This is a genomic window from Undibacterium sp. Di27W (assembly GCF_049340345.1).
GTDB lineage: Bacteria > Pseudomonadota > Gammaproteobacteria > Burkholderiales > Burkholderiaceae_D > Undibacterium.
The window spans coordinates 333,756-355,188 of the sequence record NZ_JBMPOS010000006.1; the positions used below are offsets into that span (position 1 = coordinate 333,756).

Annotated in this window: 21 protein-coding genes; 12 read left to right on the forward strand and 9 right to left on the reverse strand. The window is 50.0% G+C overall.

Features of this window, described 5'->3' with window-relative positions; genetic code table 11:
• Positions 1–237: 237 nt before the first annotated feature.
• Complete coding sequence (locus tag ACO0LF_RS14910) at positions 238–2,205, forward strand: hypothetical protein (RefSeq protein WP_423015220.1); 1,968 nt, start codon at positions 238–240, stop codon at positions 2,203–2,205.
• A gap of 174 nt (positions 2,206–2,379) precedes the next feature.
• On the opposite strand, the gene gcvA is transcribed toward ACO0LF_RS14910, so the two are convergent.
• Positions 2,380–3,261: a transcriptional regulator GcvA gene (gene gcvA / locus ACO0LF_RS14915; RefSeq protein ID WP_423015222.1), complete on the reverse strand. Its 882-nt coding sequence runs from the start codon at positions 3,259–3,261 to the stop codon at positions 2,380–2,382.
• A 160-nt stretch (positions 3,262–3,421) separates the two neighbouring features.
• On the opposite strand from gcvA, the gene ACO0LF_RS14920 reads away from it, so the two are divergent.
• From ACO0LF_RS14920 to ACO0LF_RS14940, 5 genes are all read left to right on the forward strand, one after another.
• Positions 3,422–4,321: a DMT family transporter gene (locus ACO0LF_RS14920; RefSeq protein WP_423015224.1), complete on the forward strand. Its 900-nt coding sequence runs from the start codon at positions 3,422–3,424 to the stop codon at positions 4,319–4,321.
• Between the two features lie 110 nt (positions 4,322–4,431).
• Positions 4,432–4,842 carry a lysozyme inhibitor LprI family protein gene (locus ACO0LF_RS14925; RefSeq protein ID WP_423015226.1) on the forward strand — a complete coding sequence of 137 codons (411 nt, stop codon included), beginning with the start codon at positions 4,432–4,434 and terminating at the stop codon, positions 4,840–4,842.
• Between the two features lie 113 nt (positions 4,843–4,955).
• Positions 4,956–5,837, forward strand: coding sequence for a dienelactone hydrolase family protein (locus ACO0LF_RS14930; RefSeq protein ID WP_423015228.1), 882 nt, complete (start codon positions 4,956–4,958; stop codon positions 5,835–5,837).
• Positions 5,838–5,941: 104 nt separating this feature from the next.
• The gene (gene gor, locus ACO0LF_RS14935) at positions 5,942–7,294 is read left to right on the forward strand and encodes a glutathione-disulfide reductase (RefSeq protein ID WP_423015230.1); all 1,353 of its coding nucleotides are present in this window, start codon (positions 5,942–5,944) and stop codon (positions 7,292–7,294) included.
• A 193-nt stretch (positions 7,295–7,487) separates the two neighbouring features.
• Positions 7,488–8,132, forward strand: a complete 645-nt coding sequence (locus ACO0LF_RS14940) for a hypothetical protein (RefSeq protein WP_423015232.1) — start codon at positions 7,488–7,490, stop codon at positions 8,130–8,132.
• 187 nt (positions 8,133–8,319) lie between these two features.
• Here the strand turns inward: ACO0LF_RS14940 and ACO0LF_RS14945 are convergent, their stop codons facing one another.
• Positions 8,320–8,829, reverse strand: coding sequence for a DMP19 family protein (locus ACO0LF_RS14945; protein ID WP_423015234.1), 510 nt, complete (start codon positions 8,827–8,829; stop codon positions 8,320–8,322).
• A gap of 758 nt (positions 8,830–9,587) precedes the next feature.
• Between ACO0LF_RS14945 and ACO0LF_RS14950 the strand changes: the two genes are divergently transcribed.
• Both ACO0LF_RS14950 and ACO0LF_RS14955 read left to right on the forward strand, forming a co-directional pair.
• Positions 9,588–10,208 carry a class I SAM-dependent methyltransferase gene (locus ACO0LF_RS14950; protein ID WP_423015236.1) on the forward strand — a complete coding sequence of 207 codons (621 nt, stop codon included), beginning with the start codon at positions 9,588–9,590 and terminating at the stop codon, positions 10,206–10,208.
• A 2-nt stretch (positions 10,209–10,210) separates the two neighbouring features.
• On the forward strand, positions 10,211–12,043 hold the full coding sequence (locus tag ACO0LF_RS14955) for a sulfatase-like hydrolase/transferase (RefSeq protein ID WP_423015239.1): 1,833 nt from the start codon (positions 10,211–10,213) through the stop codon (positions 12,041–12,043).
• 173 nt (positions 12,044–12,216) lie between these two features.
• Here ACO0LF_RS14955 and ACO0LF_RS14960 read toward each other — a convergent pair whose 3' ends face one another.
• On the reverse strand, positions 12,217–12,351 hold the full coding sequence (locus ACO0LF_RS14960) for a hypothetical protein (protein WP_423015325.1): 135 nt from the start codon (positions 12,349–12,351) through the stop codon (positions 12,217–12,219).
• Here ACO0LF_RS14960 and ACO0LF_RS14965 point away from each other — a divergent pair.
• Positions 12,287–12,988: a ZIP family metal transporter gene (locus ACO0LF_RS14965; protein ID WP_423006141.1), complete on the forward strand. Its 702-nt coding sequence runs from the start codon at positions 12,287–12,289 to the stop codon at positions 12,986–12,988. The two genes, ACO0LF_RS14960 and ACO0LF_RS14965, sit on opposite strands and share 65 nt — an antisense overlap.
• A gap of 182 nt (positions 12,989–13,170) precedes the next feature.
• Here the strand turns inward: ACO0LF_RS14965 and ACO0LF_RS14970 are convergent, their stop codons facing one another.
• The 3 genes from ACO0LF_RS14970 to ACO0LF_RS14980 are packed head-to-tail and all read right to left on the reverse strand — an operon-like array spanning position 13,171 to position 16,118.
• The gene (locus ACO0LF_RS14970; RefSeq protein WP_423015241.1) at positions 13,171–14,016 is read right to left on the reverse strand and encodes a sulfurtransferase; all 846 of its coding nucleotides are present in this window, start codon (positions 14,014–14,016) and stop codon (positions 13,171–13,173) included.
• Between the two features lie 26 nt (positions 14,017–14,042).
• A complete protein-coding gene (locus tag ACO0LF_RS14975) occupies positions 14,043–14,963 on the reverse strand; it encodes a DMT family transporter (protein WP_423015243.1) in 921 nt (306 codons plus the stop codon).
• Positions 14,964–15,017: 54 nt separating this feature from the next.
• On the reverse strand, positions 15,018–16,118 hold the full coding sequence (locus tag ACO0LF_RS14980; protein WP_423015245.1) for an aromatic ring-hydroxylating oxygenase subunit alpha: 1,101 nt from the start codon (positions 16,116–16,118) through the stop codon (positions 15,018–15,020).
• Between the two features lie 485 nt (positions 16,119–16,603).
• On the opposite strand from ACO0LF_RS14980, the gene ACO0LF_RS14985 reads away from it, so the two are divergent.
• Positions 16,604–17,107 carry a GNAT family N-acetyltransferase gene (locus ACO0LF_RS14985; protein WP_423015247.1) on the forward strand — a complete coding sequence of 168 codons (504 nt, stop codon included), beginning with the start codon at positions 16,604–16,606 and terminating at the stop codon, positions 17,105–17,107.
• A gap of 69 nt (positions 17,108–17,176) precedes the next feature.
• On the forward strand, positions 17,177–17,866 hold the full coding sequence (locus ACO0LF_RS14990) for a Rid family hydrolase (RefSeq protein ID WP_423015249.1): 690 nt from the start codon (positions 17,177–17,179) through the stop codon (positions 17,864–17,866).
• Here ACO0LF_RS14990 and ACO0LF_RS14995 read toward each other — a convergent pair.
• Genes ACO0LF_RS14995 through ACO0LF_RS15005 form a run of 3 tightly spaced genes read right to left on the reverse strand, consistent with a single transcriptional unit; the run spans position 17,763 to position 19,849 of the window.
• Positions 17,763–18,257 (reverse strand): SRPBCC family protein, encoded by a 495-nt coding sequence (locus ACO0LF_RS14995; protein WP_423015251.1) that lies wholly within the window; start codon positions 18,255–18,257, stop codon positions 17,763–17,765. The genes ACO0LF_RS14990 and ACO0LF_RS14995 overlap by 104 nt on opposite strands.
• Positions 18,258–18,298: 41 nt before the next feature.
• On the reverse strand, positions 18,299–18,979 hold the full coding sequence (locus ACO0LF_RS15000) for a GntR family transcriptional regulator (protein WP_423015253.1): 681 nt from the start codon (positions 18,977–18,979) through the stop codon (positions 18,299–18,301).
• 42 nt (positions 18,980–19,021) lie between these two features.
• The gene (locus ACO0LF_RS15005; protein ID WP_423015255.1) at positions 19,022–19,849 is read right to left on the reverse strand and encodes a fatty acid hydroxylase family protein; all 828 of its coding nucleotides are present in this window, start codon (positions 19,847–19,849) and stop codon (positions 19,022–19,024) included.
• Between the two features lie 591 nt (positions 19,850–20,440).
• On the opposite strand from ACO0LF_RS15005, the gene ACO0LF_RS15010 reads away from it, so the two are divergent.
• Complete coding sequence (locus tag ACO0LF_RS15010) at positions 20,441–21,373, forward strand: lipase family alpha/beta hydrolase (protein WP_423015257.1); 933 nt, start codon at positions 20,441–20,443, stop codon at positions 21,371–21,373.
• Positions 21,374–21,433: the final 60 nt, after the last annotated feature.

The window sequence follows — 21,433 nt, forward strand, 5'->3', positions numbered from 1 at the left end:
AATTAGAAAGAAATTAAAAAGAACAATAGCGAGATTAGATTGCCACCAGCAGCAATTTTGAAACAACAATATGCGCTTCAAATATTTATCAATCAGTGTTCTCAGTTGTGATTCAATTTAAATTCAATGCAACTTCAATGAAAACAATAATCAGGCCCAAAAAACCAACTTTCTATGCACAATTTTAGTCTCCCTTGTTCTCTCTTGTTCTTGACCACACTGCTCTCTGCTAATGCCATGGCAGGGTGCAAAGATGATTTACTCAGTGACTTTGCCCGCGAAAAAAATGGTCTCGCCATTATCAGGGTGGAGAAAGTGCATGGCGAACTTGCTTATCGCATGCCATCTGGTGCACAGCAATGGGATGCAAATTTTGGCAAGAGTGACTTCGTGCCGCCAGAAAAGCTGTCCCAACTACTCAGCGATGCAAGCCTGTTGAAAGCCTCGTGCGGCATGCGGGTGGACGGCGGTGTCTTGATGAAACTGCCCGCGGGCGCCTCGATAAAGGTCAGCTCACCTACCCAAAAATCATACATGCCCCAGAAGCTTGCTACAGGCTATGTGTATTACATCATGCAAGGTTTCATGCTGGAGGCCATAGACTTATACCCGGTCGCTGCTAAAGGTATCTCCCCTCCCGCACCAGAGCCACTCAAGAAAAGGCCAGAAGGCAAAGAGGTGCCGGATACCGCTGTATGCCCCGGCAACAAGCTGCCTGACATTACGCAAGCAGCTTATAACAGCCTGGGGGACGGCACCAGGACCTGGTTCAAGGAGCGTTCACCACAAACCCAGTTGGAATACCTGTGCGGACAATGGTTGTCATCTGAAATGATCCGGTTTCCTAACATGGGAGCTGAGGGAGAAAAAGCCAGGGCAGCGATTCTTCATAATTTTAAAGAACTCTTACTCGCCGGACAGGTGCCGCGTGATGAGAAAGGCGATGCGCAATGGCTGAGGGCCGGCAGTGGCCTGCTCAGGGGCAATGACAGCAGGAATGCAGTCTTGCCATTGCAAAAAGAATTTTATGATTTGTTCGAACAAACTGTTTTCCCACATCTGACAGCGCCTATGCCGTATGAGAATGGCTATGCCAATACGGAGTTGCTCAAACACACACAATCCATGCCAGCAGAACTAGGCTTGCGTGTTCTGAAAAAATTCAATGAGCAAGAATTCCTGGCATATCCACATGAAAAACGGGAAAAAAAATCAGGGATACCAGACTGGGCTTCACCAACCGTCGCCCTGGAGTTATTGCAGCACTACCTTGATATCGGCAAAGCCGACCCTGCCATCTTTGATTTCTTGCTGGCACAGGCAGAGCCTGGTGCGATCAATGACGGCACACTCATGAACTATGCCATTGATAGCAAAAACCTGGCAGCAGTGCAGCGTTTGCTCGATAACGGTGCCACCCCTCTTCGTGATGGCGTCTTGTCACGTGCATGGGGCAAGCCAGCTTATACCTTGCTCTTGCCTGCGGCAAAGAAAAGGTATAAAGCCAGGACAATATTGCCACCCACAGAGGCAGACGCAATCCTTGCCATTGTATTGAATACCACAGAGAAGAAAGTGGATTGGCAAGAAGTTGATTTTCTTATCAGCGCAGGTGCCGATATCAATCTTATGTTTGCGCAACAAAAGCCCACTAATATAGGTGTCTTTGCCCATTACTATCCAGAGAAGACGATGGAGCTGATTGCCCGCGGCCTGCGCCTCGACAAGTATTATGAATACTCAAATGGACAGGAGAAAATTTCTGGTGAATTATTGATGCTGTATTTGCGCTTTATTGGCGACACTCCGCACCGCGAAGACCTGATACGCGTCATGCTCAAGAAATACAATAATGCAAACACCTCTGGGGTATGCCACGCTTGTGGTCTGAGCTACCCCCTGGATTATGCAGCAGAATCTGACCGCGCCGACCTGGTCAAGACCTTCATTGAGTTTGGTGCCAATCCCAATAATGTATTGCCGGATGGCTCTTTAAGCTACTGGCAAGCCGTCATCAAAAACAAGCCCGAACTACTGGACCTGATGGCAGCATCAAAATTCAAATTAAATCTGAATGCCAAAGATAAAAATGGCGTAACAGCACTGGCCTGGGCTCATTGTCTGAAAGCCGATGCAGCTGCCGCATGGTTGAGCAAGAATGGTGCGATAGAAGCTGGACGTGAGATTTGTACAAAGCCTAAATAATTTTATTGCAGAAAACCTTGATGCGGTATGGACAATCAGCGCCCACCTAAAGTTGTAGGAGCAGCTTTAGCCGCGAACATTTCACCGTATCACTCATTGTGACTGCATCAGACATTCGCGACTGAAGTCGCTCCTACAGAAGTAAAATTAAGAAAGAGTTTCATCACAGCTTCTTTAAGCTTGCACTGCATGGCATAGCCAGTCCTTGAACTGGCGTGCCTCTTCCTTCAACAAAACGACGGAGGGATACACCAGGTAATAGGCGATACCCGTCTTGACGCTGGCTTTGAAGGGCAGGATCAATTCCCGGTTTTTCAATTCTTCCCTGACCAGGGTTTTTCTGGCCAGGGCCATGCCAAGGCCGCGCCTGGCAGCTTCCAGCGCGCCATTGGAATCGGCAAACACGGGGCCGCTATCCCAGTCCACTTGCTGTGCTGCAGTTGCTTGCAGCCACATGCGCCAATCTTGCCTGTGCTCATCATGCAACAGGGTGAAGGCGCTTAATTCATCGACAGATTTCAACTGCTTGCGGCCTTTCAATAAACGTGGGCTGCAGACTGCCTGCAGGGGATCGTCTATCAGCATTTCTGCTTCCAGCCCAGGATAATTGCCCAGGCCATGCCTGACGGCGAAATCGACATCATCGCTGGCAAAATCTGCCAGGCGGTTAGTCGTGCTGATCCTGACATCAATGGAAGGATGCGCCTGATGAAACTGCGGCAAGCGCGGCATCAGCCATTGCATGGTAAAGCCGGTCGTGCAACTGACGGTGATCCTGGCGGGTCTGCGCTGTTCTTGCAAGCGCCTGGTAGCTTCTTCTATTTGCCGGAAAGCCGTGCGTATGCCCATGAAATAATGCTCCCCTTCCACCGTCAGGGCAATACCACGCTGGTCCTTTTTGAACAAGGCGATCTGCAGGATATCAGCCAGCTTGCCGAGTTGCTGGCTGACCGCGGCCGGTGTCACATGCAATTCTTCCGCCGCATGCTTGACGCTCAGATGGCGGCTGGCGCATTCAAAATATTGCAAGGCTTTCAAGGGTGGAAGGCGGCTCATGATGATGTAGATTTTCTAAACAATGGCAAGAAATAATGAATTGTAGTGAGTATGACCTCAATGATTTAATTCAGGTAATGAGATATTGAAGCAAAAGAATATCTTAAGCATATCCAGAACACAAAATTATTCACTCGCCATCTGCTCAATAGAGGATCACTTGAAAACCACAGACATCCTGAGACTCATCAGCCTCGCTGCAATTTGGGGAGCAAGCTTTTTATTCATGCGCATGATAGTGCCGACGCTGGGTGCCATGCCTACGGCTTTTTTCCGTGTACTTTTCGGCGCTGGCGGCCTGGCGCTGATCTTGTTGCTGATGCGTGTGCGTTGGGATTTCAAGCAAAAACTAGGCGCAGCCATGATGCTGGGCGTGATCAATTCTGGCATCCCTTTTGTCATGTTCAGCCTGGCGGCCAAGGTATTGCCAGCGGGTTACTCAGCCATTTTGAATGCCACCACCCCGCTCATGGGTGTCATCATCGGTGCCCTGTTGTTTGCCGAACGACCCGGCCTCAACAAGATCCTGGGTGTTTTATTAGGCATTGCCGGTGTTGCGGTGCTGACCTCGACCGGACCTGTAGAGTTCAATGCAACATTATTGATCGCTGCGGCAGAATGCATGGTGGCGACGGCTTGCTATGGCCTGGCCAGTTTTTTGACCAAGAAATGGATCTCCGCCAAAGGTGGGCTCGATAGCAAACTGGTCGCTTTTGGCAGCCAGCTGGGGGCTGTCAGCTTGCTGTTGCCATTTTTTTGCTATGGCACGCTAACCCAGCCACCCGCATCCTGGGGCAATAACACGTTGTGGCTGACATTGGCAGCACTGGGCCTGATCTGTACAGCGCTGGCCTATATCCTGTATTTCCGCCTGATTGCTGACATAGGCCCGGTGAAGTCACTGACCGTGACCTTTTTGATCCCGCTCTTTGGCGTCTTGTGGGGCGCCGTATTCCTGCATGAAAGCATCACGCTCGCCCATCTCACAGGCGGCAGCTTGATAGGCCTGGCAGTATGGCTGGTCTTGCGCCCTGAAAAAACAGCGCATGCTGTGAAGTGAAAACAATCTTCACAAGCCCATGTTAATTTAAATATAATTTCTTTATGCTATTATTTGCTGAGCACTATTTCAGTGTGGAAGCAGTCAACGCGCCCCGGCAAAAGGAAATCATGAAATCTATGCACTTGGCAATTCTGCCTTTGTTCTACCTCATGGTGACTGCCCCAGCCCATGCAGAAGTCTTGTGCGCCGACATGGGCACTACCCAAAAAGAAACACTGTGCATGACAGGCGAAGTGGACAAGGCCAACAAGAAACTGGCCAGCTACCTGCAAACCGCCAAATCACGCCTACAAAAGGAAGGCCAAAACAAGATCAATCTGGAGTCTACACAAAAAGCCTGGGAAGACTACCGCTCCGCTCATTGCGGCGATGTCTATACATTTTGGGCGGGTGGCAGCATACGTCACCGCCAGATGGCACAATGCCAGCTAGACCTGACACTCAGCCGCACCCGCGATGTCTGGCAAGCATATCTGACGTTTGCGGACAGTACACCTCCATTACTGCCTGCGCCTTGAGCACCAGGGCGTGACAAGTAAGTTCTCTGAATCGGTTGTACAATTCACTGCTGTTTCATACTACGTTTCACTTCAGCAAGTACGCCCACGAAGAAAACTTACAGGAGAACACCATGCAGCATCGCGAAGACTTTAATAGCCTGGTTGGCAGCACAGAAGACAATACGACGGTCAATCGTCGCAGTTTTATACAGACTGCGGTTGGAGTCGGCTTTGCCGCAGCAGTTGCACCGGTATGCGCGCAAACCATGATCAAGACTGATCGTGCAGGTTTGACAGATGGTGTCGCCAAGCTGACTGTAGCGGGTGCAGAAGTGCCGCTGTATTTTGCCAAACCTGAAGGCAAGAGCAATTTGCCGGTGATCCTGGTAATTTCCGAGATTTTTGGTGTACATGAACATATTGCTGACGTCGCACGCCGTTTTGCCAAACAGGGTTATCTGGCCATCGCGCCTGAACTGTTTGTACGCCAGGGTGACGCCAAAAATGCCGCCAGTGTGGCCGAGCTGATCAAAGAAATCATTTCCAAGGTGCCTGATGCGCAAGTCATGGGCGATCTGGATGCTGCGGTGGCATGGGCAGGTGGCAATGGTGGCGACACCAAGCGCCTGGGTATCACTGGTTTTTGCTGGGGTGGCCGCATTACCTGGCTGTATTCTGCCCACAACCCCACTGTCAAGGCTGGCGTAGCCTGGTATGGCAAGCTGGTGGGCGACGCCACTGCACTGACACCCAGGAACCCTATCGACATTGCTGCTGGCCTGAAAACGCCAGTGCTGGGCTTGTATGGGGCGAAAGACCAGGGCATTCCTGTAGAAACCGTCTCCAGGATGGAAGTCGAACTCAAAAAAGGCAATAGCAAATCAGAATTCAAGGTCTATGAAAACTCTGGCCACGCCTTTAACGCCGATTATCGCCCCAGTTATAATGAAGCCGATGCCAAGGATGGCTGGAACCGCGCCCTGGCCTGGTTCAAGGTCAATGGCGTAGCCTGATTCATTTCCCCAGCCTGCCCCTGACAAATCCGGTGCAAGCCGGATTTACTTTATCTACCAAACTACCTACTCACTTCATTCATTCTCACCCTAGGAAACACAGCATGCACACTTATGACTATGATTTATTCACGATAGGTGCAGGCTCTGGTGGCGTGCGGGCCAGCCGCTTTGCCGCACAGTATGGTGCCCGCGTGGCCGTGGCAGAAGCCGGGCCTTTGGGGGGCACTTGTGTGAATGCCGGTTGCATACCGAAAAAACTGATGTCCTATGCAGCCCATTACCATGAGGATTTTGCCGATGCCGCCGGCTTTGGCTGGAGTATGGGTGAACAGCAGTTTGACTGGGCCACACTGATCGCCAACAAGGACAAGGAAATCGCCAGGCTCAATGGCATCTACGCCCAGATACTGACAAATGCCAAGGTGGATATCATCGCCGGTCATGCCCAGATCATTGATGCACATACTGTCGCCGTCAATGGCAAACACTATCGCGCCAGGCATATCCTGATTGCCACCGGCGGCCACCCTATACGGCCAGAATTGCCAGGCAGTGAACTGGGCATTACTTCAGATGAATTCTTTCACCTGCCTGCCTTGCCACGCCGTGCCGTGGTGCAAGGCGGCGGCTATATCGCCGTAGAGCTGGCATCGATACTCAATGGCCTGGGTTGCCAGGTGACCCTGGTGCAACGCGGCAACCAGATCTTGCGCAGCATGGATGCCGACCTTGGCCATTTCCTGATTGCCGAGATGCGCAAGAAAGGTGTGGAGATTGCCCTTGATACCAAGATAGATTCCATTACCGCCAGCGGCGAGAGCAAGCACGTGACGCTCAGCGATGGCCGCACGCTCGATAGTGATTGCATTCTGTTTGCCACTGGCCGCAAGCCAAATGTCAGAGGCCTGGGTCTGGAGAATGCCGGTGTACTGGTCAGCGAAAATGGCGCCATCATCGTCGATGAACACTTCACCACCAATGTTGACAGCATCTATGCCATAGGCGATGTCATCGACCGCGTGGCATTGACGCCAGTAGCCCTGGCCGAAGGCATGATCGTTGCTGCCAACCTGTTCCAGCATGGCCGCAAGCTGATGTCGTATGAAAACATCGCCACTGCCGTATTCAGCCACCCGAATGTCGCGACGCTAGGCATGACAGAAGCCAGAGCAAGAGAAAAACATGAACACGTAAAAATCTTCAAAAGCGAATTCAAGGCCCTCAAGCACACACTGTCAGGCTCAACCGAACGCTGTCTCATGAAGATGATAGTCGACACCAACACCGACCGTGTACTAGGCATGCACATGGTAGGCGCAGACGCAGGTGAAATCATCCAGGGCTTTGCCGTCGCCATGCAATGCGGCGTGACCAAGGCGCAAGTTGATGCCACCATAGGCGTGCACCCAACAATGGCAGAAGAGTTTGTCACGATGAGGACGGCGGTGGTGTAGTTTGAAGAATCTGTCCGTGCAAAGAAATACTGCCAGGATTTCTTTGCACGTTGAGCAATTCGTACCGTTACGCTGTATCAGTCGCACCTGCACTCGCTATTATCACCAAGATCGGTGCGTTACAACGCACCCTACTGCTAGCCGTACTGAAGTACTGTCTTCGTCGCTACGGTGTTTTGGGGTTTCAGGCAGCATGCTGCCTGCCAGCGTAACGAGCCACCCATGCAAGGGTGGTTTCATAAAAGCCTTAGCCTTGCTGGGACAATTTTGCATAAGTCCTACAATTGCTAATTTTCATCATCGCACCACCCGACAATTTATGCCTCAAATCCATCCACACGTACTATTACTTGCAGAATTTCTTTCTAAAAATCCAGGCTATAGCGATGACACTATCAATGTATATCTCAACTCTGCAGGCTTGAACGATCAAGAGATTTTTGCCATAACAATGTGCGTCCAGGCGGCTTGGGGTCAACGAGCGGTGTCACATACAGGTGCAAAATCAAGTAATGAGTACGTGTTCGCAAATGGTGCTGGTGAGATATTGAGACGTGGCAGTTTTAAGAATGATGCATATTTCAATAGTGCACTGGAATTGTATGATCGCTACTCGCCGTATGAAGGCTGCATTCGATTCGCCAGAGAGTCAGCAGCATATAATACCGTTCAAAATTCAATCGCCAGTGGACACGATGTTTCCACCTCTACACCGCTTCCTCAAATTGCGTTTGTTGATGAATTTACTGCTGAAGGTCTTGTAAAGATCATAGAAAAACTCCGCGTGCAAACATCTGCACCCACCGTTAAAGCCAAGGCTTGGTGGAAGTTTTGGTAAAACATATTTCAACGCCATCATACGTTCAACCAGGTAGGGTGCATTACAACGCACCGGCTGTGATGGCAAACAGGGCAGCAACGATGCAAAATCGGTGCGTTAAAACGCGCCCTACAGGCTAATCGAGTCTACGGACTATAGAGACTGGTAGGCTGCATTTTTTTTGCCATCCAGCCGTTTATGAGCATTAATTTTCCTCATCGTACTTTTCCCACAAATTGGCATGTGCCTTGAAATATTTCAATAAGGCCGTGCGTCGGATATCATCATCGCGATATATATCGTCCACCGATTTATAAGCGCGTTCTGCTGCATCATCGTCATCAGGAGCAAGTCTGCATGACTGTAAAGCAGCACTTAAGGCAGCGGCTTCACTATCGAATCCTAGATACTGGTAAGCAGCGATAACGACTGGCAATTCGTCTTCACCTGCATTGGTGAGCGCTGTCCAGCCATTGACGTCGTAATCATCTTCCAGCCTGAAAATGGCATACGCAAGTTTAAATCCTATAGGTATGGCATTAAAATGCGCGTCTGCCAACTCATAAAAATTTGCGGATAAGTTAGTTAGAAAACCGAAGAACAAGTCATCATCTTCAATAGCCCAAAAATCCAGACGAAAATCGTGGACACCAGGTTCTCTTGAGTAAATTTTACGTACATAGCGCTCCAGATTAATTAAAGAGCGCTCTAGCAAAGGTGGTCGGCAATATGTAAATACAGGATTTTTTCCTTTATATTGTTGACCTGATTTCAGGCATTTTTCACATGCATCATGTGGGTAATTATGCTGCGCTAAATCGCATCTTCACGCTTCATTTCATCGGTCTCTTGCGCTCGCCTAATTTTATCTACGGCAAAGACCTGCGCATTTCATCAACGGGATTTTTTGTATGCATTTTTCTGATAGGCATTGTGGGTACTGCACTACATGAGCGGCTTCAGCGGCGAACTGCCAGCATACTGAATTGCCGTCATCTCCCAAGATCAAGCAGTTAAGTTGCGCAGCCACGGCTGCTCCTACCCAACTTATCTCTGGCTTCGATTCAGCAACATTACCCTGTCGACGATGAGGACAGGATCACACTAATTTATACCCTCCCTTTGCACTCCATTTGGTGGTGGATATAGATCGTCATTTCAACCAGGCTGTTACACCTGCTTACAACATCAGTAAAACCCTATGCCATCAAGCGGCAACTTTACGACACTATTGCAGGTATTTTTTTTAATAATACTGGTCATTAAAAGAAAAACTTGCCCCTGATCATCAAACTGGTGACGATTCACTACTTCGCAGGTATGATCCCTTTGATTTTAATATCGTCCATAGATATTAAGTTTGAATAGTGTCCATCAACATTTTTTGATCTTCGCTAGCATTCTCCTTGCCAATGTAGCTTTTTTTTTGGACCACGTTGATGTGGTTCCGTTTTTATTGAGTTGTTAAAATTTATGAAACAAATACTGCTTGAAAACGTCATTAAGACCTATCGTTTCTATGCTCCCTTATATGATTTCCTATTTGGTCGAGTGCTGGAACCTGGTCGTAAAGAATTACTAAAGACTGTCGCAGAAATCAATCCTGCTCACATACTTGAAGTGGGTGTAGGTACCGGTTTGACGATAGAGCGTTATCCTCATTCTTCTCATTTTGTTGGTGTCGATGTGTCTGCTGCAATGCTAGAAATTGCGCAGGGCAGAGCCGACAAACTCACTGGACGAAACATCCGTCTGGAGAAAATGGATGGTGAACACATGAATTTCCCGGATGGCAGTTTTGACTGTATCGCCGTACCCTATGTGCTATCTGTCACACCGGACACCGACAAGTTTGTCGCAGAAATCCGCAGGGTCTGCCGTAAAGGCGGCACGATATTAATACTGAATCACTTCAGTGGAAGTCGCTTTTGGTGGTTGCTTGAAACACTAGTTCGTTCACTCGCTAACCGTATTGGCTTTCGCTCAGACTTCAGCTATGAAGAACAAATCGCCAGGCATGACTGGGAAGTATTGTCTGTAAAGGAAGTAAACTTACTCGGCCTTTCTAAACTTGTTACGATCAGGAACACTTGAAAATGCTGTTGACCAAAATCGCCAGTCGATTGCTCTGCGATATTTTGCTCTGGCTAGCTGGCCCACTGGTTTTCCTGTATTGCTATATCACGCTGTTTTTCATGCCTGCCACAGCAATTGCACCGCATTTGCATCTGGTTACGCTGGCCTTCTTGTTGTTGATTGCCCTCAGGTTGAGTTTGGTCAGCCTTTTTGGTAACAAAAAAATTGTTCATTTCGGCACCGCTGTTTTATTAAGTGGCATGCTGTCCTCCATGTGGATTTATTACGCCGCAGTTTTAGGGGGCTTGCAATCATGGGGGCATGTCATTTCATGGGAATTAATTACCAGTTATGTGCATCAGTTACCTGCACTGATGTCGGTCCTGGAAATGCCTTTCATACCTGTACTAGTGGCAGCGATCATCGTTTATCTGCTATTCGCAATGGCGGTCTGGTATTACCTGATCAAATTCGACTGGATACATTTGCTTCCACCGGTCTTCAATGCAAAAATGCGTGTTGTGCTTACCGTCTTCACATTTAGTCTGGTATCACTGCAAATTTTCTCCTATTTCAATGATCCACCTGTAAAACTCTCTGAGCCAGTTAGCCGCACACTTTTTCCAGGTTTTGCAGCCATGGCCTTACAGGAAAACAAAATAGATAGACAAAAATCTGAGCAATTAGATCAAGTTGAAATGCTTGCGAGAAAAGAGTATCAGATCAGTGCGAGCGCAAAGCCCAAGAATGTTTTTCTCATCGTCGTCGACGCTTTACGGACCGATAAGATGGGAGTATTTAATTACTCGCGTGAGACTACCCCTTATTTAAGCCAGTTAAAAAAACAAGGGCATGTTAATTTAGTTCAGGATATGCGGGCCGTGTGCACCGAATCCTCATGTGGCTTGCTTGGCATTTCCGCTTCTAAATATGTGCACCAGTTTTCAATGCAACCTATTTCCTTGCAAGAAATATTGAAACTCCACGGTTACAGCATACACATGCTACTTAGCGGCGACCACACCAATTTTTATGGCCTAAAGAAAGTCTATGGCAACATAGATTCTTTTTTTGATGGCTCCATGGCGCAGGGAAGATACCCCAATGATGACGACCTGGTTATAGAGAAGATTGCTCAGTTACCCAATTGGGACAAGAAACCCCTCATGTTGCAAATGCACTTGATGTCCTCTCATGTCATCAGCAAAACTCATCGCAAACAGGTGTTTCAGCCATCATCCAGTTATCTCCTGTCCAAAAATCAGCAACCAGAGAAAGATGGTACAGCGAACCAGGCTGCAATCAATTTTTATGATAACGGCGTACTTGGCACCGACGAGGTCATACAAAGCATTTTGGAGCTACTCAAACGCAAATCTTATCTAGAGGATAGCATTGTTATCATTACCGCTGATCACGGTGAGTTATTGGGAGAACATGGCTTATATACTCACTCCAAGACTCCTTTTGAGCCAGCATTGCGTATTCCTTTCGTCATGGCCACATTTGGCTTTGAAGCTAAACCCTGGTCATCTGCACATCCATCTCCATCTCAGGTCGATATCGCTCCCACCATATTGACCGAGTTGGGAATTAACATACCAAAGACTTGGACTGGCCAAGCCTTACAAGAAGATAGCAAAACCAGCAATACATTTTTCAGACAAGCAGGAGATAAGGGCCTCGTCGACAGCAGTAAATCACCTGTGATTTGGAAATATTGGATGAATATCAATACTGGTAAAGAATACGTGTATCAGCTTGATAAAGATCCACAAGAGTTAAAAAATTTGGCGAGTGAAATCCCATCAGCGCAAAAACGCCTATGGCAACAAACGCTCCGTTCACAATAAAATACCTTTGCCTGGAAAGACCGAGGTTTTCATCGCGAGTTTGACAAGCAAAATTTAGCTTGTCAGGCTCTCAATTTGGACAGTGCCCCTTGAGCCGCCTGCGACAAATTTGCAGAAACCCCCGCAATATGCTTTAATTTGCAACCTGGTTGCAAATTCCCGAGGCTTAAAATTCACTCCACGCTGTTATCCATCCTGTTTGCTACCACGATTGCTGGTGTCCTGAGCATCACTGCTGCTGCCATATTCTCGTTTTCGCTGCTATCCAAAGTGGTAGAGCGCATGGTCAGTTTGTCGGTGGGCATCATGCTGTCCACTTCTTTGCTGCATGCCTTGCCGGAAGCTTTTGAATCCGGCGCTGACCCGCGCACGCTGTTTGCCTGTCTGCTGGGTGGCTTGCTGGCTTTTTTCTTGCTGGAAAAATTCGCTATCCTGCGTCATTCCCACCATCATGAAGGGGATGGGCATCATCATGAGCATGGCCATGATGCGCATGAGGCAGGCAAGGCTGGCTGGATGATACTGGTGGGTGATGGCTTGCATAATTTCACTGATGGTATTTTGATCGCCGCAGCTTTTCTGGCCAACCCCAAGCTGGGTCTGGTAACTGGCCTGGCCATCATCGCCCATGAAATCCCGCAAGAGATAGGTGATTTCATTGTCTTGCTGAATGCTGGCTTCAGCCGCATGCGCGCCTATATGTATAACCTGATCTGCAGCATGATGGGTGTGGTGGGCGGTGTGCTTGGCTATTACACGCTGGAAAGCGCCAGCGGCATGATCCCCTATGTGCTGGTGTTTGCGTCTTCAGGTTTTATCTATATTGCAGTAAGTGACCTGATGCCGCAGATGCAGAGACGGGCGACCTTGAAAGAGACGATACCGCAGATTATTCTGGTGTCACTGGGGGTGGTGCTGGTGTTGTTTGTGACTAGTCACAGGTAATCTTTTACAGTTTGGTCACGCAAGGCTGCACTTCCTAGGTTGGGCCGAGCATTGTAGGTTGGGCTACGGGGTATCAGCCCAACACTCGGCGTTTAAATAACGCATACGTTTATTGAGGCCCAGTGTTGGGCTGGTGAAGCGTAGCCCAACCTACGAGAAACGTAATCCTCCCTGACCTCAACTCAACGCTCCACCGGCCTGCTCGCATCCGCGCACCATTCACTCCAGGATCCCGGATACAGGGCAGCCCCCGGCAAACCCGCCACTTCCAGTGCCAGCAAGTTATGGCAGGCTGTCACGCCTGAACCACATTGCATGATGGCCTGGCTGGCGTCGCCCACGACGGCAGACCATTCCTGTTGCAATTGTTCTACCGGTTTGAAACGACCATCGGCTTGCAGATTGTCTTTGAAGAAGCGATTTTTGGCACCGGGGATATGGCCGCCGACCGGGTCTATGGTTTCATTCTCGCCGCGGAAACGGTCTGCCGCGCGGGCATCCACCAGGGTTTTGGCGGCGCTGCTGATATTTGCCAGCACCTGGCTGACATCGACTGTGCCCACCACAGCTGCCTGCTCGCTGATATTGCCACTGCGTGCCGCAGGCACTTCTGTGCTTACTTGCTGTCCTGCGGCTACCCAGGCTGGCAAGCCACCATCGAGCACGGCGACGGCCTTGTGGCCTACCCAGCGCAGCATCCACCACAGGCGCGCAGCAAACATGCCGCCATGGGCGTCATAGATGATGACCTGACTGTCCTCATTGATGCCCAGGGCTTGCAGAGTGGCGATGAAGTCGGTTTTTTCAGGCAGAGGATGGCGACCACGGAAGACACCATCTGCGCCCACTTTGGCAGCCGACAGGCGCTGGTCGAGGTGGACGAATTGCGCGCCGGGGATGTGGCCCTGGTCATAGGCTGCCTGGCCTGCATTGGTATCCATCAAATCATGGCGGCAATCCAGCACGACCCACTTCTGGTCGGCGATATGCGGGGCCAGCTCGGTTGCACTGATCAATGTGGTGTACATCTTGGTCTCCTGAAAAAAGATGATGATTATTCTGAACTGATGGCATCGCCTGGTATGGGTTTGCGATTGGTTTTGGCATTATAGAATGTTGCGATGAGGCCGCTGCATAAAATCACGGCGATGCCCACCCAGCTTAACCAGGCCAGGCTGACTTTCCAGATCAATACATCCCAGACACTGGAAAACACAATACCCACATATTGCAGGTTGGCTGTGACCAGGGTATTACCAAGACGGTAGGCGCGTGTCATGGCCATTTGCGCACTCGCTGCGGTCACGCCTATTGCCAGCAAGAGCATGGTGCCTCTGCCTGAGAGCTGATGCCAGCTAATCTCGCCTGTCGTGGAAAACACGGTTTTTCCTACCAGCACGCCGATTAAACCAGCGACGGCGCAGGTCAATGAAAAATAAAACACCACGCGATATTCTGGCTCGCCCAGCAAACCCATTTGCCTGACTTGCATATACGCCCAGGCCGCCAGCATGCCCGACATCAGGGCCAGCACACCACCCATGACCTGATCGGTATGTATGCTGGGGCGCAGCAGCAAGACCACACCGACAAAACCCATGAGGATGGCGGCGATGGGTTGCCAGGTGATACGGCGCTGCTTGCTCCACCAGGCACTGGTCAGCAAGATGGCGGCGATCCAGATGGGGGACATGTAATTCAGAGTCACCGCCATCGCCAGCGGCAATTTGCCCAGGGCATAAAACCACAGCCATAGTGAGACCACGCCCACGCCACCACGTACCAGATGATGGTAGGGCATGCGTGTTTTTAAAGTGCCCCTCTGGAACCTGACCAGCGTGGCTATCATCAACATGCCTATGGCACCACGATAGGTGACAATTTCAGCCGTGGAATAATCAACCGATGCCAGCTTGACGCAGACACCCATGATGGAAAACAGAAAGCTGGCAAGCAGCATCCATAAAGACTGCATAAATACTCAACTCCAAAAGATAAGGGAGGCACACGCCTCCCTTAACATCTTGCATTAAACTGCGATTTTTCTTCGATACCATTCATGGAAGTGTTGCATGCCATCTTCCATCGGTGATTGATATGGGCCAACTTCATTGACGCCACGGTCAAACAGGATCTTGCGTCCGGCGTCCATGCGCTGGCCAATTTCATCATCCTCGACACAGGTTTCCATATAGGCCGCACGTTCAGCCGCGATGAAGTCGCGCTCAAACAACACGATTTCTTCAGGATAATAAAACTCAACCACATTGCGGGTCTTGCCAGTGGCTGTTGGCCACAGGGTAGATACCACCAGCACATGCGGATACCATTCAACCATGATGTTCGGGTACAGGGTCAGCCAGATCGCGCCATACTTGGGTGCTTCGCCATTGCGGAACTTCAAGACCTGCTCTTGCCAGCGCTGGTAAGTCGGTGAGCCTGACTTTTGCAAACCCTTGTGCACACCTACGGTTTGCACGCTATAGTCTTCGCCGAATTCCCATTTAAGGTCATCGCAAGAGACAAAGCTGCCCAGGCCAGGATGAAAAGGCTCGACGTGATAATCTTCCAGATAGACTTCAATAAAAGTCTTCCAGTTGTAATCACATTCATGCACTTCGACATGGTCGAGCATATAGTCAGTGAAATCCAGGTCCTGGGTGACACTGAGTTTGGACATGCGCTCCATGACGTTGTAGCCGTTTTGCTCGAACAACAGGCCATTCCAGTTTTGCAGCGGCGTGCGTTGCAAATTCAGGCAAGGTGTGTCGGCAAAATGCGGCGCGCCGATGAGCTCGCCTTTGAGGTCATACGTCCAGCGATGCAGCGGGCAGACAATATTATTGGTATTGCCGCGCCCATTGAACATCAATGCCTGGCGGTGACGACAGACATTCGACATCAGCTCTATGCCCTGTGCGCTACGCACCAGCATGCGGCCCTCGTTTTCGGCAGCAAGCGTGGCAAAGTCGCCGACATTGGGCACCATGAGTTCATGGCCGACATAACGCGGACCAGAATGGAATAAATCTTTGAGTTCGCGCTGTAACAGCGTTTCATCAAAATACACGTAAACCGGAAGTTGCGCGTCAGAACGCGCGAGTGTAGACAAAGAAGCCAGATCGGACATCCCCACCCCCCAAATTAATTTGCACCAACCTAAGAGAGAAAGAATCCACAAAAACCTGTTCCGTAAGGATTTTCAATCCCAACGAAAATTCAAACGATCAAACGACTTGAAGAGGAAATTTTGGACAGAACCGGGGATTATACCTGAACTTTAAAAAATTGCTCTAAAAGCTTAGCTAAATGATATAAAAAGACCAAGCTCATGAGTTGGCGCAGCAATCAAGGCGGCAATTCTTATGGCTACGCCCTCATCAAAGACCTGACATCACTGCCTGCCGAGCTAGTCCTCACTACTGCGCCCTCGCCTCAACTGAACATCACAGTTTGCAGAATTCCTGCAATGCACGCACTTATTTTGCAGAAATCCGACCATGACCAAACGCTATCATTTTGGCCAGATATGAATGCTGGCTATACAAGATAAACCAGATATACAAGACATAGCGGCATGCACCATGACAATAACAGCACGCAAACTACACCATCATGCACGACACCAACATACGTATCCAAGTAGCGACATCCGCTGATGCCGCCACCATCCTGGCGATGACTATACTTTTTCGCAATCATCTGGAACGTATACAGCCAAGCGACCAGCAGTTTGCAGCTTTCATACCGCGTTTGCTGGCCTCACAGGATGCCAGCTTTTTTCTGGCTTATATCGCGGATGAGGCGCTTGGCTATATCTTGCTGCGCTACCGCGATTCGATGTGGGTGAATGGCAAAGAAGCGACGGTGGAAGATCTTTTTGTTGATCCAGCCAAACGCAAGAACGGTATAGGCCGTGCTCTGGTTGCCCATGCACTGGCCCATGCAGAAGCCAGTGGCTGTGTTGCGGCCTGCCTGGACACCAATGAATTCAATCTGGCATCAACCAGGATTTATCGCGACCTGGGTTTCAATGATCATTCACAACGCTGGAATGGCAGGCAAGTGTTTTTTCGCAAAGCATTGACCAGCACTGCGACGCCAGTAATGGCGTCTTGAAAATTAATGCACGGCGAACCTGCTTGTCTTTGCTGCCGGGGTTCGAAGATTTTTTTATTGAAAGATAGTATGCAATATCGATTACTCCTTGCCCTGGCATTTGCCGCATTGTCACTGCCCGCCAGCGCCGAGACCGGAACCAGCATCACACGCACAGGCCCGGACACCAGCATAGTCTCGAATGCGATCTGGGTCGGTGACCACTTGTATTTGTCAGGAGAAATCGCCACGCCAGGCAAGCTCGCCGGCAAGCACGACACAAAACCTGTCATCACTGGCGACACCCGTGCGCAAACCATCAGCACATTGCAGGCCATACAAAGCAGCTTGCGACAACAAGGCCTGGACATGGCTGACGTGGTACAAATGCGGGTCTATCTGGTAGGTGACCCTGCCCTTGGTGGCAAGATGGATTTCGCCGGTTTGAACCAGGCTTACCGCCTGTTCTTTGGCACGACAACGCAAGCCAATAAACCTGTGCGCACGACGGTACAAGTTGCTGCCCTGGCCCTGCCGGAAGCGCTGGTGGAGATAGAAGTGATGGCAGTCAAGTCAGGCAGGCAATGCATACCTGGTCAACTGCCTTGCCATGCTGTCGGACCTTCAGACAACCCCACGACTCCCCCTACAGTCAGTCAGGCAGTCAGCAGGATCATCATGCGCTCGCAAGCAGGGGCTTGTCGTCAACAGGCGCAGCCCGGCTGCCAGCATGTAAAACAGTTTGCAGGCGCTGCAAGGACAAAGCCGATTCTGCTGTAATACGACGACGCAGTACCAGGACATTCAGGATTTTCAGCACCAGGTTAGGCAAGACATAATGCAGATGTCTCTCAAACAAGGTGCCACCGCTGGCGCTTGCTGAAAATTGATAAGTGACCGTCAGGCTGGCACCATTATCGACTTTCGCCCGGCCAGTCCAGCGCCGGGTGTCGTCGCATTCAGTCACGGTCCAGATCAGGTGCCCGGTGCGGCCTCCGGCGCGCACATCCTCTTCAAAGCTGCTGCCAACCTCTGCTATGCCCGCATTACTGGTATACAGCTTCAAGGAAGAAGGATGCCAGTCCGGCCAGTGAGCAGGTGCGCAAGCATAGTCAAATACTTGCTGGATGGGGACTTGTATTTCTATGGCATTGTAGATATGGGTGCTCATGGTATTTTCTTGTCTCCGCTGCAGTTGATGTTGGTTTGGGTTTAACTTCTATCCAGTGCGGCGCGGGTATAGGCTTCGACATTGTCTAGCAGCTTTTCCGTGGCAGTAACGGCTGCCTCGGCATCGCCGCTGGCAATGGCATCGGCCAGGTCGGCGTGAGTGCTCGCAGTGACATGCAGGATATCTTCAAACTGTGACTGTATTTTCCAGAACCGGCGTGACAAGGCATGCATGCGCTGTAACGCAGAAACCAGGAACTCATTACCCGCCACGTCAAACACCAGTTGGTTAAAGCTGCTATCGGTTTCGCTCAGCATGATTTCATCTGCCTTGCTGGCCGCCTCGCGAAACCCCTCTGCCAGCGCACGAAACCGGGCGCGCTCATCTTTACTGGCCTTGCGGGTGGCGATGCGTATCAGGCTGCCTTCCATGGCGCGCCTGGCTTCTATCAAACGCATCTGGCATTGCAGGTCGACTTCACTGACTATCATGCCGCGTCGTGGCAAGACCTTGACAAGCCATTCTTGTGCCAGCCTTTGCAGTGCCTCACGCACAGGCGTGCGGCCCAGGTCGAGGTAATCACAGAGTTCACTTTCAGTAATTGCCTGGCCGGGTTTGAGGTCAAGCGAGACGATGCGTAATTCCAGCAGGCGATAAGCGCGCGCGGCCTGCGACTCATTTTTGATGAGGGGGAAGAGTTTGCTGAATTCTGTTTTATCCATGGTTTGCCGAGGTAAGCGATTTTTACTTCATCAATTATTGCATCACACTTTGTTTAAATCCGCGGGCATCACCGACGGACTGACAGATTCCAGCGGTGCCTGCACATGTGGCACTGGCGGTTCCATACCAAGTTCCTGATAGCGCTTGGCCACTTCAGGTTTCAAGTGTCGCGAACCATAGCCATTGAAGATAGTGCCCAGCAAACTGCGTTGTAAATCCGATGTGCCAAACAGCCAGTCAGCAAAAGGAAAAGTCAGGTTCATATTGTATTCCGTCATCAGGGCCTGGGTATGGTGCACCATATGATTTCGACGCATGGTATTGACCAGTGGCAGATGCCTGATCAGGGCGTTTTCATCGACATGGCAAAGGAAATGCACGGCTTCATACCAGAGATAAAAAGCGATGGCAGTGGCAAATACGATATAGCCCAGATTGCGCCCGCCTAACAATGCACAGAGCAAACCCAGCAAGACACTTTGTACAGCGACCATGACAAAGGCATAGGCGGGGAAAAACACGATACGGTATTCACGCGTGCTGGCCACACGCATTTCTTCATGGGTGAAGTAATGATGATGTTCCCTGGTATGGCGATGCCAGATCAATTGCGACAAGCGGCCCTTGCCGCGCTTGTGCAAGCGGTTTTTATGCACATGCCACTCATTTACATTGGCAAACAGCAAGGTGGCTGGCACACCCAGCCAGGCCCAGCCTGCGCCCTGCGCCTGTACGTGCACCTGCACCAAGGCAATCGCGATCAGGGCAAAGCCCAGCCCGAATACAAACAGCACATGCAAGACACCATGGTAATAAGGGCTGATGGCAGCCTGATATTGAAGGCGGAAAAGTCGCTGTTTGTCATCCATTGTTGACTCCCGGATTGCCATAATTAATGTTGAACAACTGATATATCACCAATTCATCATATACCCTTCTAAAAAATTTGCACAGCATCTGCGCATATATTTTTGTGAACCCAGGTTTTACTCAGCACAGACATGAGGCATCTGTCGCCACCTCGTGTGCCGTTGTCGTACCAGCTGAAGATAGATGGAATGGGAAAAAAATATCGCCAGCATCAGGGCAAGCCATGGCGGCAAGAAGATGCAGGACATGAACAAGCGACGGGCGCAATGCCTGTTGTGACCAGCCTACAATTTTCCCCTGTTAAAAACGCAAGCCTGCACTTTAGTGAATTTCATCTAAAACCAGTTAAACCTTAGTCTTATGCGGGCATTTACAGAGTGCATATAAATGATTTAACTATTTTCTACTGACATCGCATCGTTAGAAATGAACAACACTATTCATTTTCCACGCGATTTTATGTTGCATAGCAACTTGCTAATCAAGCCCGACAAACCTAGCCTGAGCATGCCATATCAAGACCCGCTCACAGAAGCAGGCACGTAGGCACCGCTGCGTTTCATTTCAACGATAACAATGAAAGAGACAAAATGAAAAAACAAATGCTAAAGAGTGTAGTGATCTTGGTCATGACCATGATGGTGTTACCAGCACCGTCCTGGGCTACAGGTTATACGGAGACAAAATATCCTATCGTGCTGGTGCACGGCCTGTTCGGGTTCGACAATATTGGCCCGGTTGATTACTGGTATGGAATTCCCTCGGCCTTGCGCAGTGATGGTGCCAAGGTCTATGTCACCCAGGTTGCAGCTGCCAACAGCACTGAAGTCCGCGGTGAACAATTGCTGACCCAGGTCAAGCAAATCCTGGCCGTGACTGGTGCAAGCAAAGTCAACCTGATAGGTCATAGCCATGGTGGCCCTACCATACGCTATGTAGCTTCGATCAGGCCTGACCTGGTGGCCTCGGCGACTTCAGTAGGTGGTGTCAATCGCGGCTCCAAAGTGGCTGACGTTCTGCTAGGGGTGGCACCGGCTGGTTCTTTGTCGAACACAGTACTGGTCTCGATCAGCAATGGCCTGGCACAAGTCATCAGCTTCTTGTCTGGCAAACCAAAAATGTCACAAGATGCCCTGGCTGCAGCCAATTCGCTGAGTACAGCAGGCTCGCTGAAGTTCAATGCCAAATATCCAGAAGGCATACCAACGACAGCATGTGGTGAGGGTGCCTACACGGCACGTGGCGTGGCGTATTACTCCTGGAGTGGTGCCAAGCCTTACACCAATTTTCTTGACATCATAGACCCTGCACTGGCCCTGACTTCACTGGCATTTTCCGGTGAAAAAAATGATGGCCTGGTGGCTAGTTGCTCTACCCATCTGGGCAAGGTGATACGTGACGATTATGCGATGAACCATCTGGATGAAGTGAATCAGACCATAGGTTTGATCAACATCTTTGAAACCAATCCTGTCACCTTGTATCGTCAACATGCCAATCGTCTGAAAAATCAGGGCTTATAAAAATTGTGTGCAGATACTGTTGTAAAAGCTAAGGCTTTTATTACATTTTCATGACAAGAA

Bases quoted from the DNA above. Each gene is read 5' to 3' on its own strand.
- ACO0LF_RS14910 (WP_423015220.1), top strand. From the start codon at position 238: ATGGCAGGGTGCAAAGATGATTTACTCAGTGACTTTGCCCGCGAAAAA.
- gcvA (WP_423015222.1), bottom strand. From the start codon at position 3,261: ATGAGCCGCCTTCCACCCTTGAAAGCCTTGCAATATTTTGAATGCGCC.
- ACO0LF_RS14925 (WP_423015226.1), top strand. From the start codon at position 4,432: ATGAAATCTATGCACTTGGCAATTCTGCCTTTGTTCTACCTCATGGTG.
- ACO0LF_RS14930 (WP_423015228.1), top strand. From the start codon at position 4,956: ATGCAGCATCGCGAAGACTTTAATAGCCTGGTTGGCAGCACAGAAGAC.
- gor (WP_423015230.1), top strand. From the start codon at position 5,942: ATGCACACTTATGACTATGATTTATTCACGATAGGTGCAGGCTCTGGT.
- ACO0LF_RS14940 (WP_423015232.1), top strand. From the start codon at position 7,488: ATGCTGCCTGCCAGCGTAACGAGCCACCCATGCAAGGGTGGTTTCATA.
- ACO0LF_RS14950 (WP_423015236.1), top strand. From the start codon at position 9,588: ATGAAACAAATACTGCTTGAAAACGTCATTAAGACCTATCGTTTCTAT.
- ACO0LF_RS14955 (WP_423015239.1), top strand. From the start codon at position 10,211: ATGCTGTTGACCAAAATCGCCAGTCGATTGCTCTGCGATATTTTGCTC.
- ACO0LF_RS14960 (WP_423015325.1), bottom strand. From the start codon at position 12,351: ATGATGCCCACCGACAAACTGACCATGCGCTCTACCACTTTGGATAGC.
- ACO0LF_RS14970 (WP_423015241.1), bottom strand. From the start codon at position 14,016: ATGTACACCACATTGATCAGTGCAACCGAGCTGGCCCCGCATATCGCC.
- ACO0LF_RS14975 (WP_423015243.1), bottom strand. From the start codon at position 14,963: ATGCAGTCTTTATGGATGCTGCTTGCCAGCTTTCTGTTTTCCATCATG.
- ACO0LF_RS14980 (WP_423015245.1), bottom strand. From the start codon at position 16,118: ATGTCCGATCTGGCTTCTTTGTCTACACTCGCGCGTTCTGACGCGCAA.
- ACO0LF_RS14985 (WP_423015247.1), top strand. From the start codon at position 16,604: ATGCACGACACCAACATACGTATCCAAGTAGCGACATCCGCTGATGCC.
- ACO0LF_RS14990 (WP_423015249.1), top strand. From the start codon at position 17,177: ATGCAATATCGATTACTCCTTGCCCTGGCATTTGCCGCATTGTCACTG.
- ACO0LF_RS14995 (WP_423015251.1), bottom strand. From the start codon at position 18,257: ATGAGCACCCATATCTACAATGCCATAGAAATACAAGTCCCCATCCAG.
- ACO0LF_RS15000 (WP_423015253.1), bottom strand. From the start codon at position 18,979: ATGGATAAAACAGAATTCAGCAAACTCTTCCCCCTCATCAAAAATGAG.
- ACO0LF_RS15005 (WP_423015255.1), bottom strand. From the start codon at position 19,849: ATGGATGACAAACAGCGACTTTTCCGCCTTCAATATCAGGCTGCCATC.
- ACO0LF_RS15010 (WP_423015257.1), top strand. From the start codon at position 20,441: ATGAAAAAACAAATGCTAAAGAGTGTAGTGATCTTGGTCATGACCATG.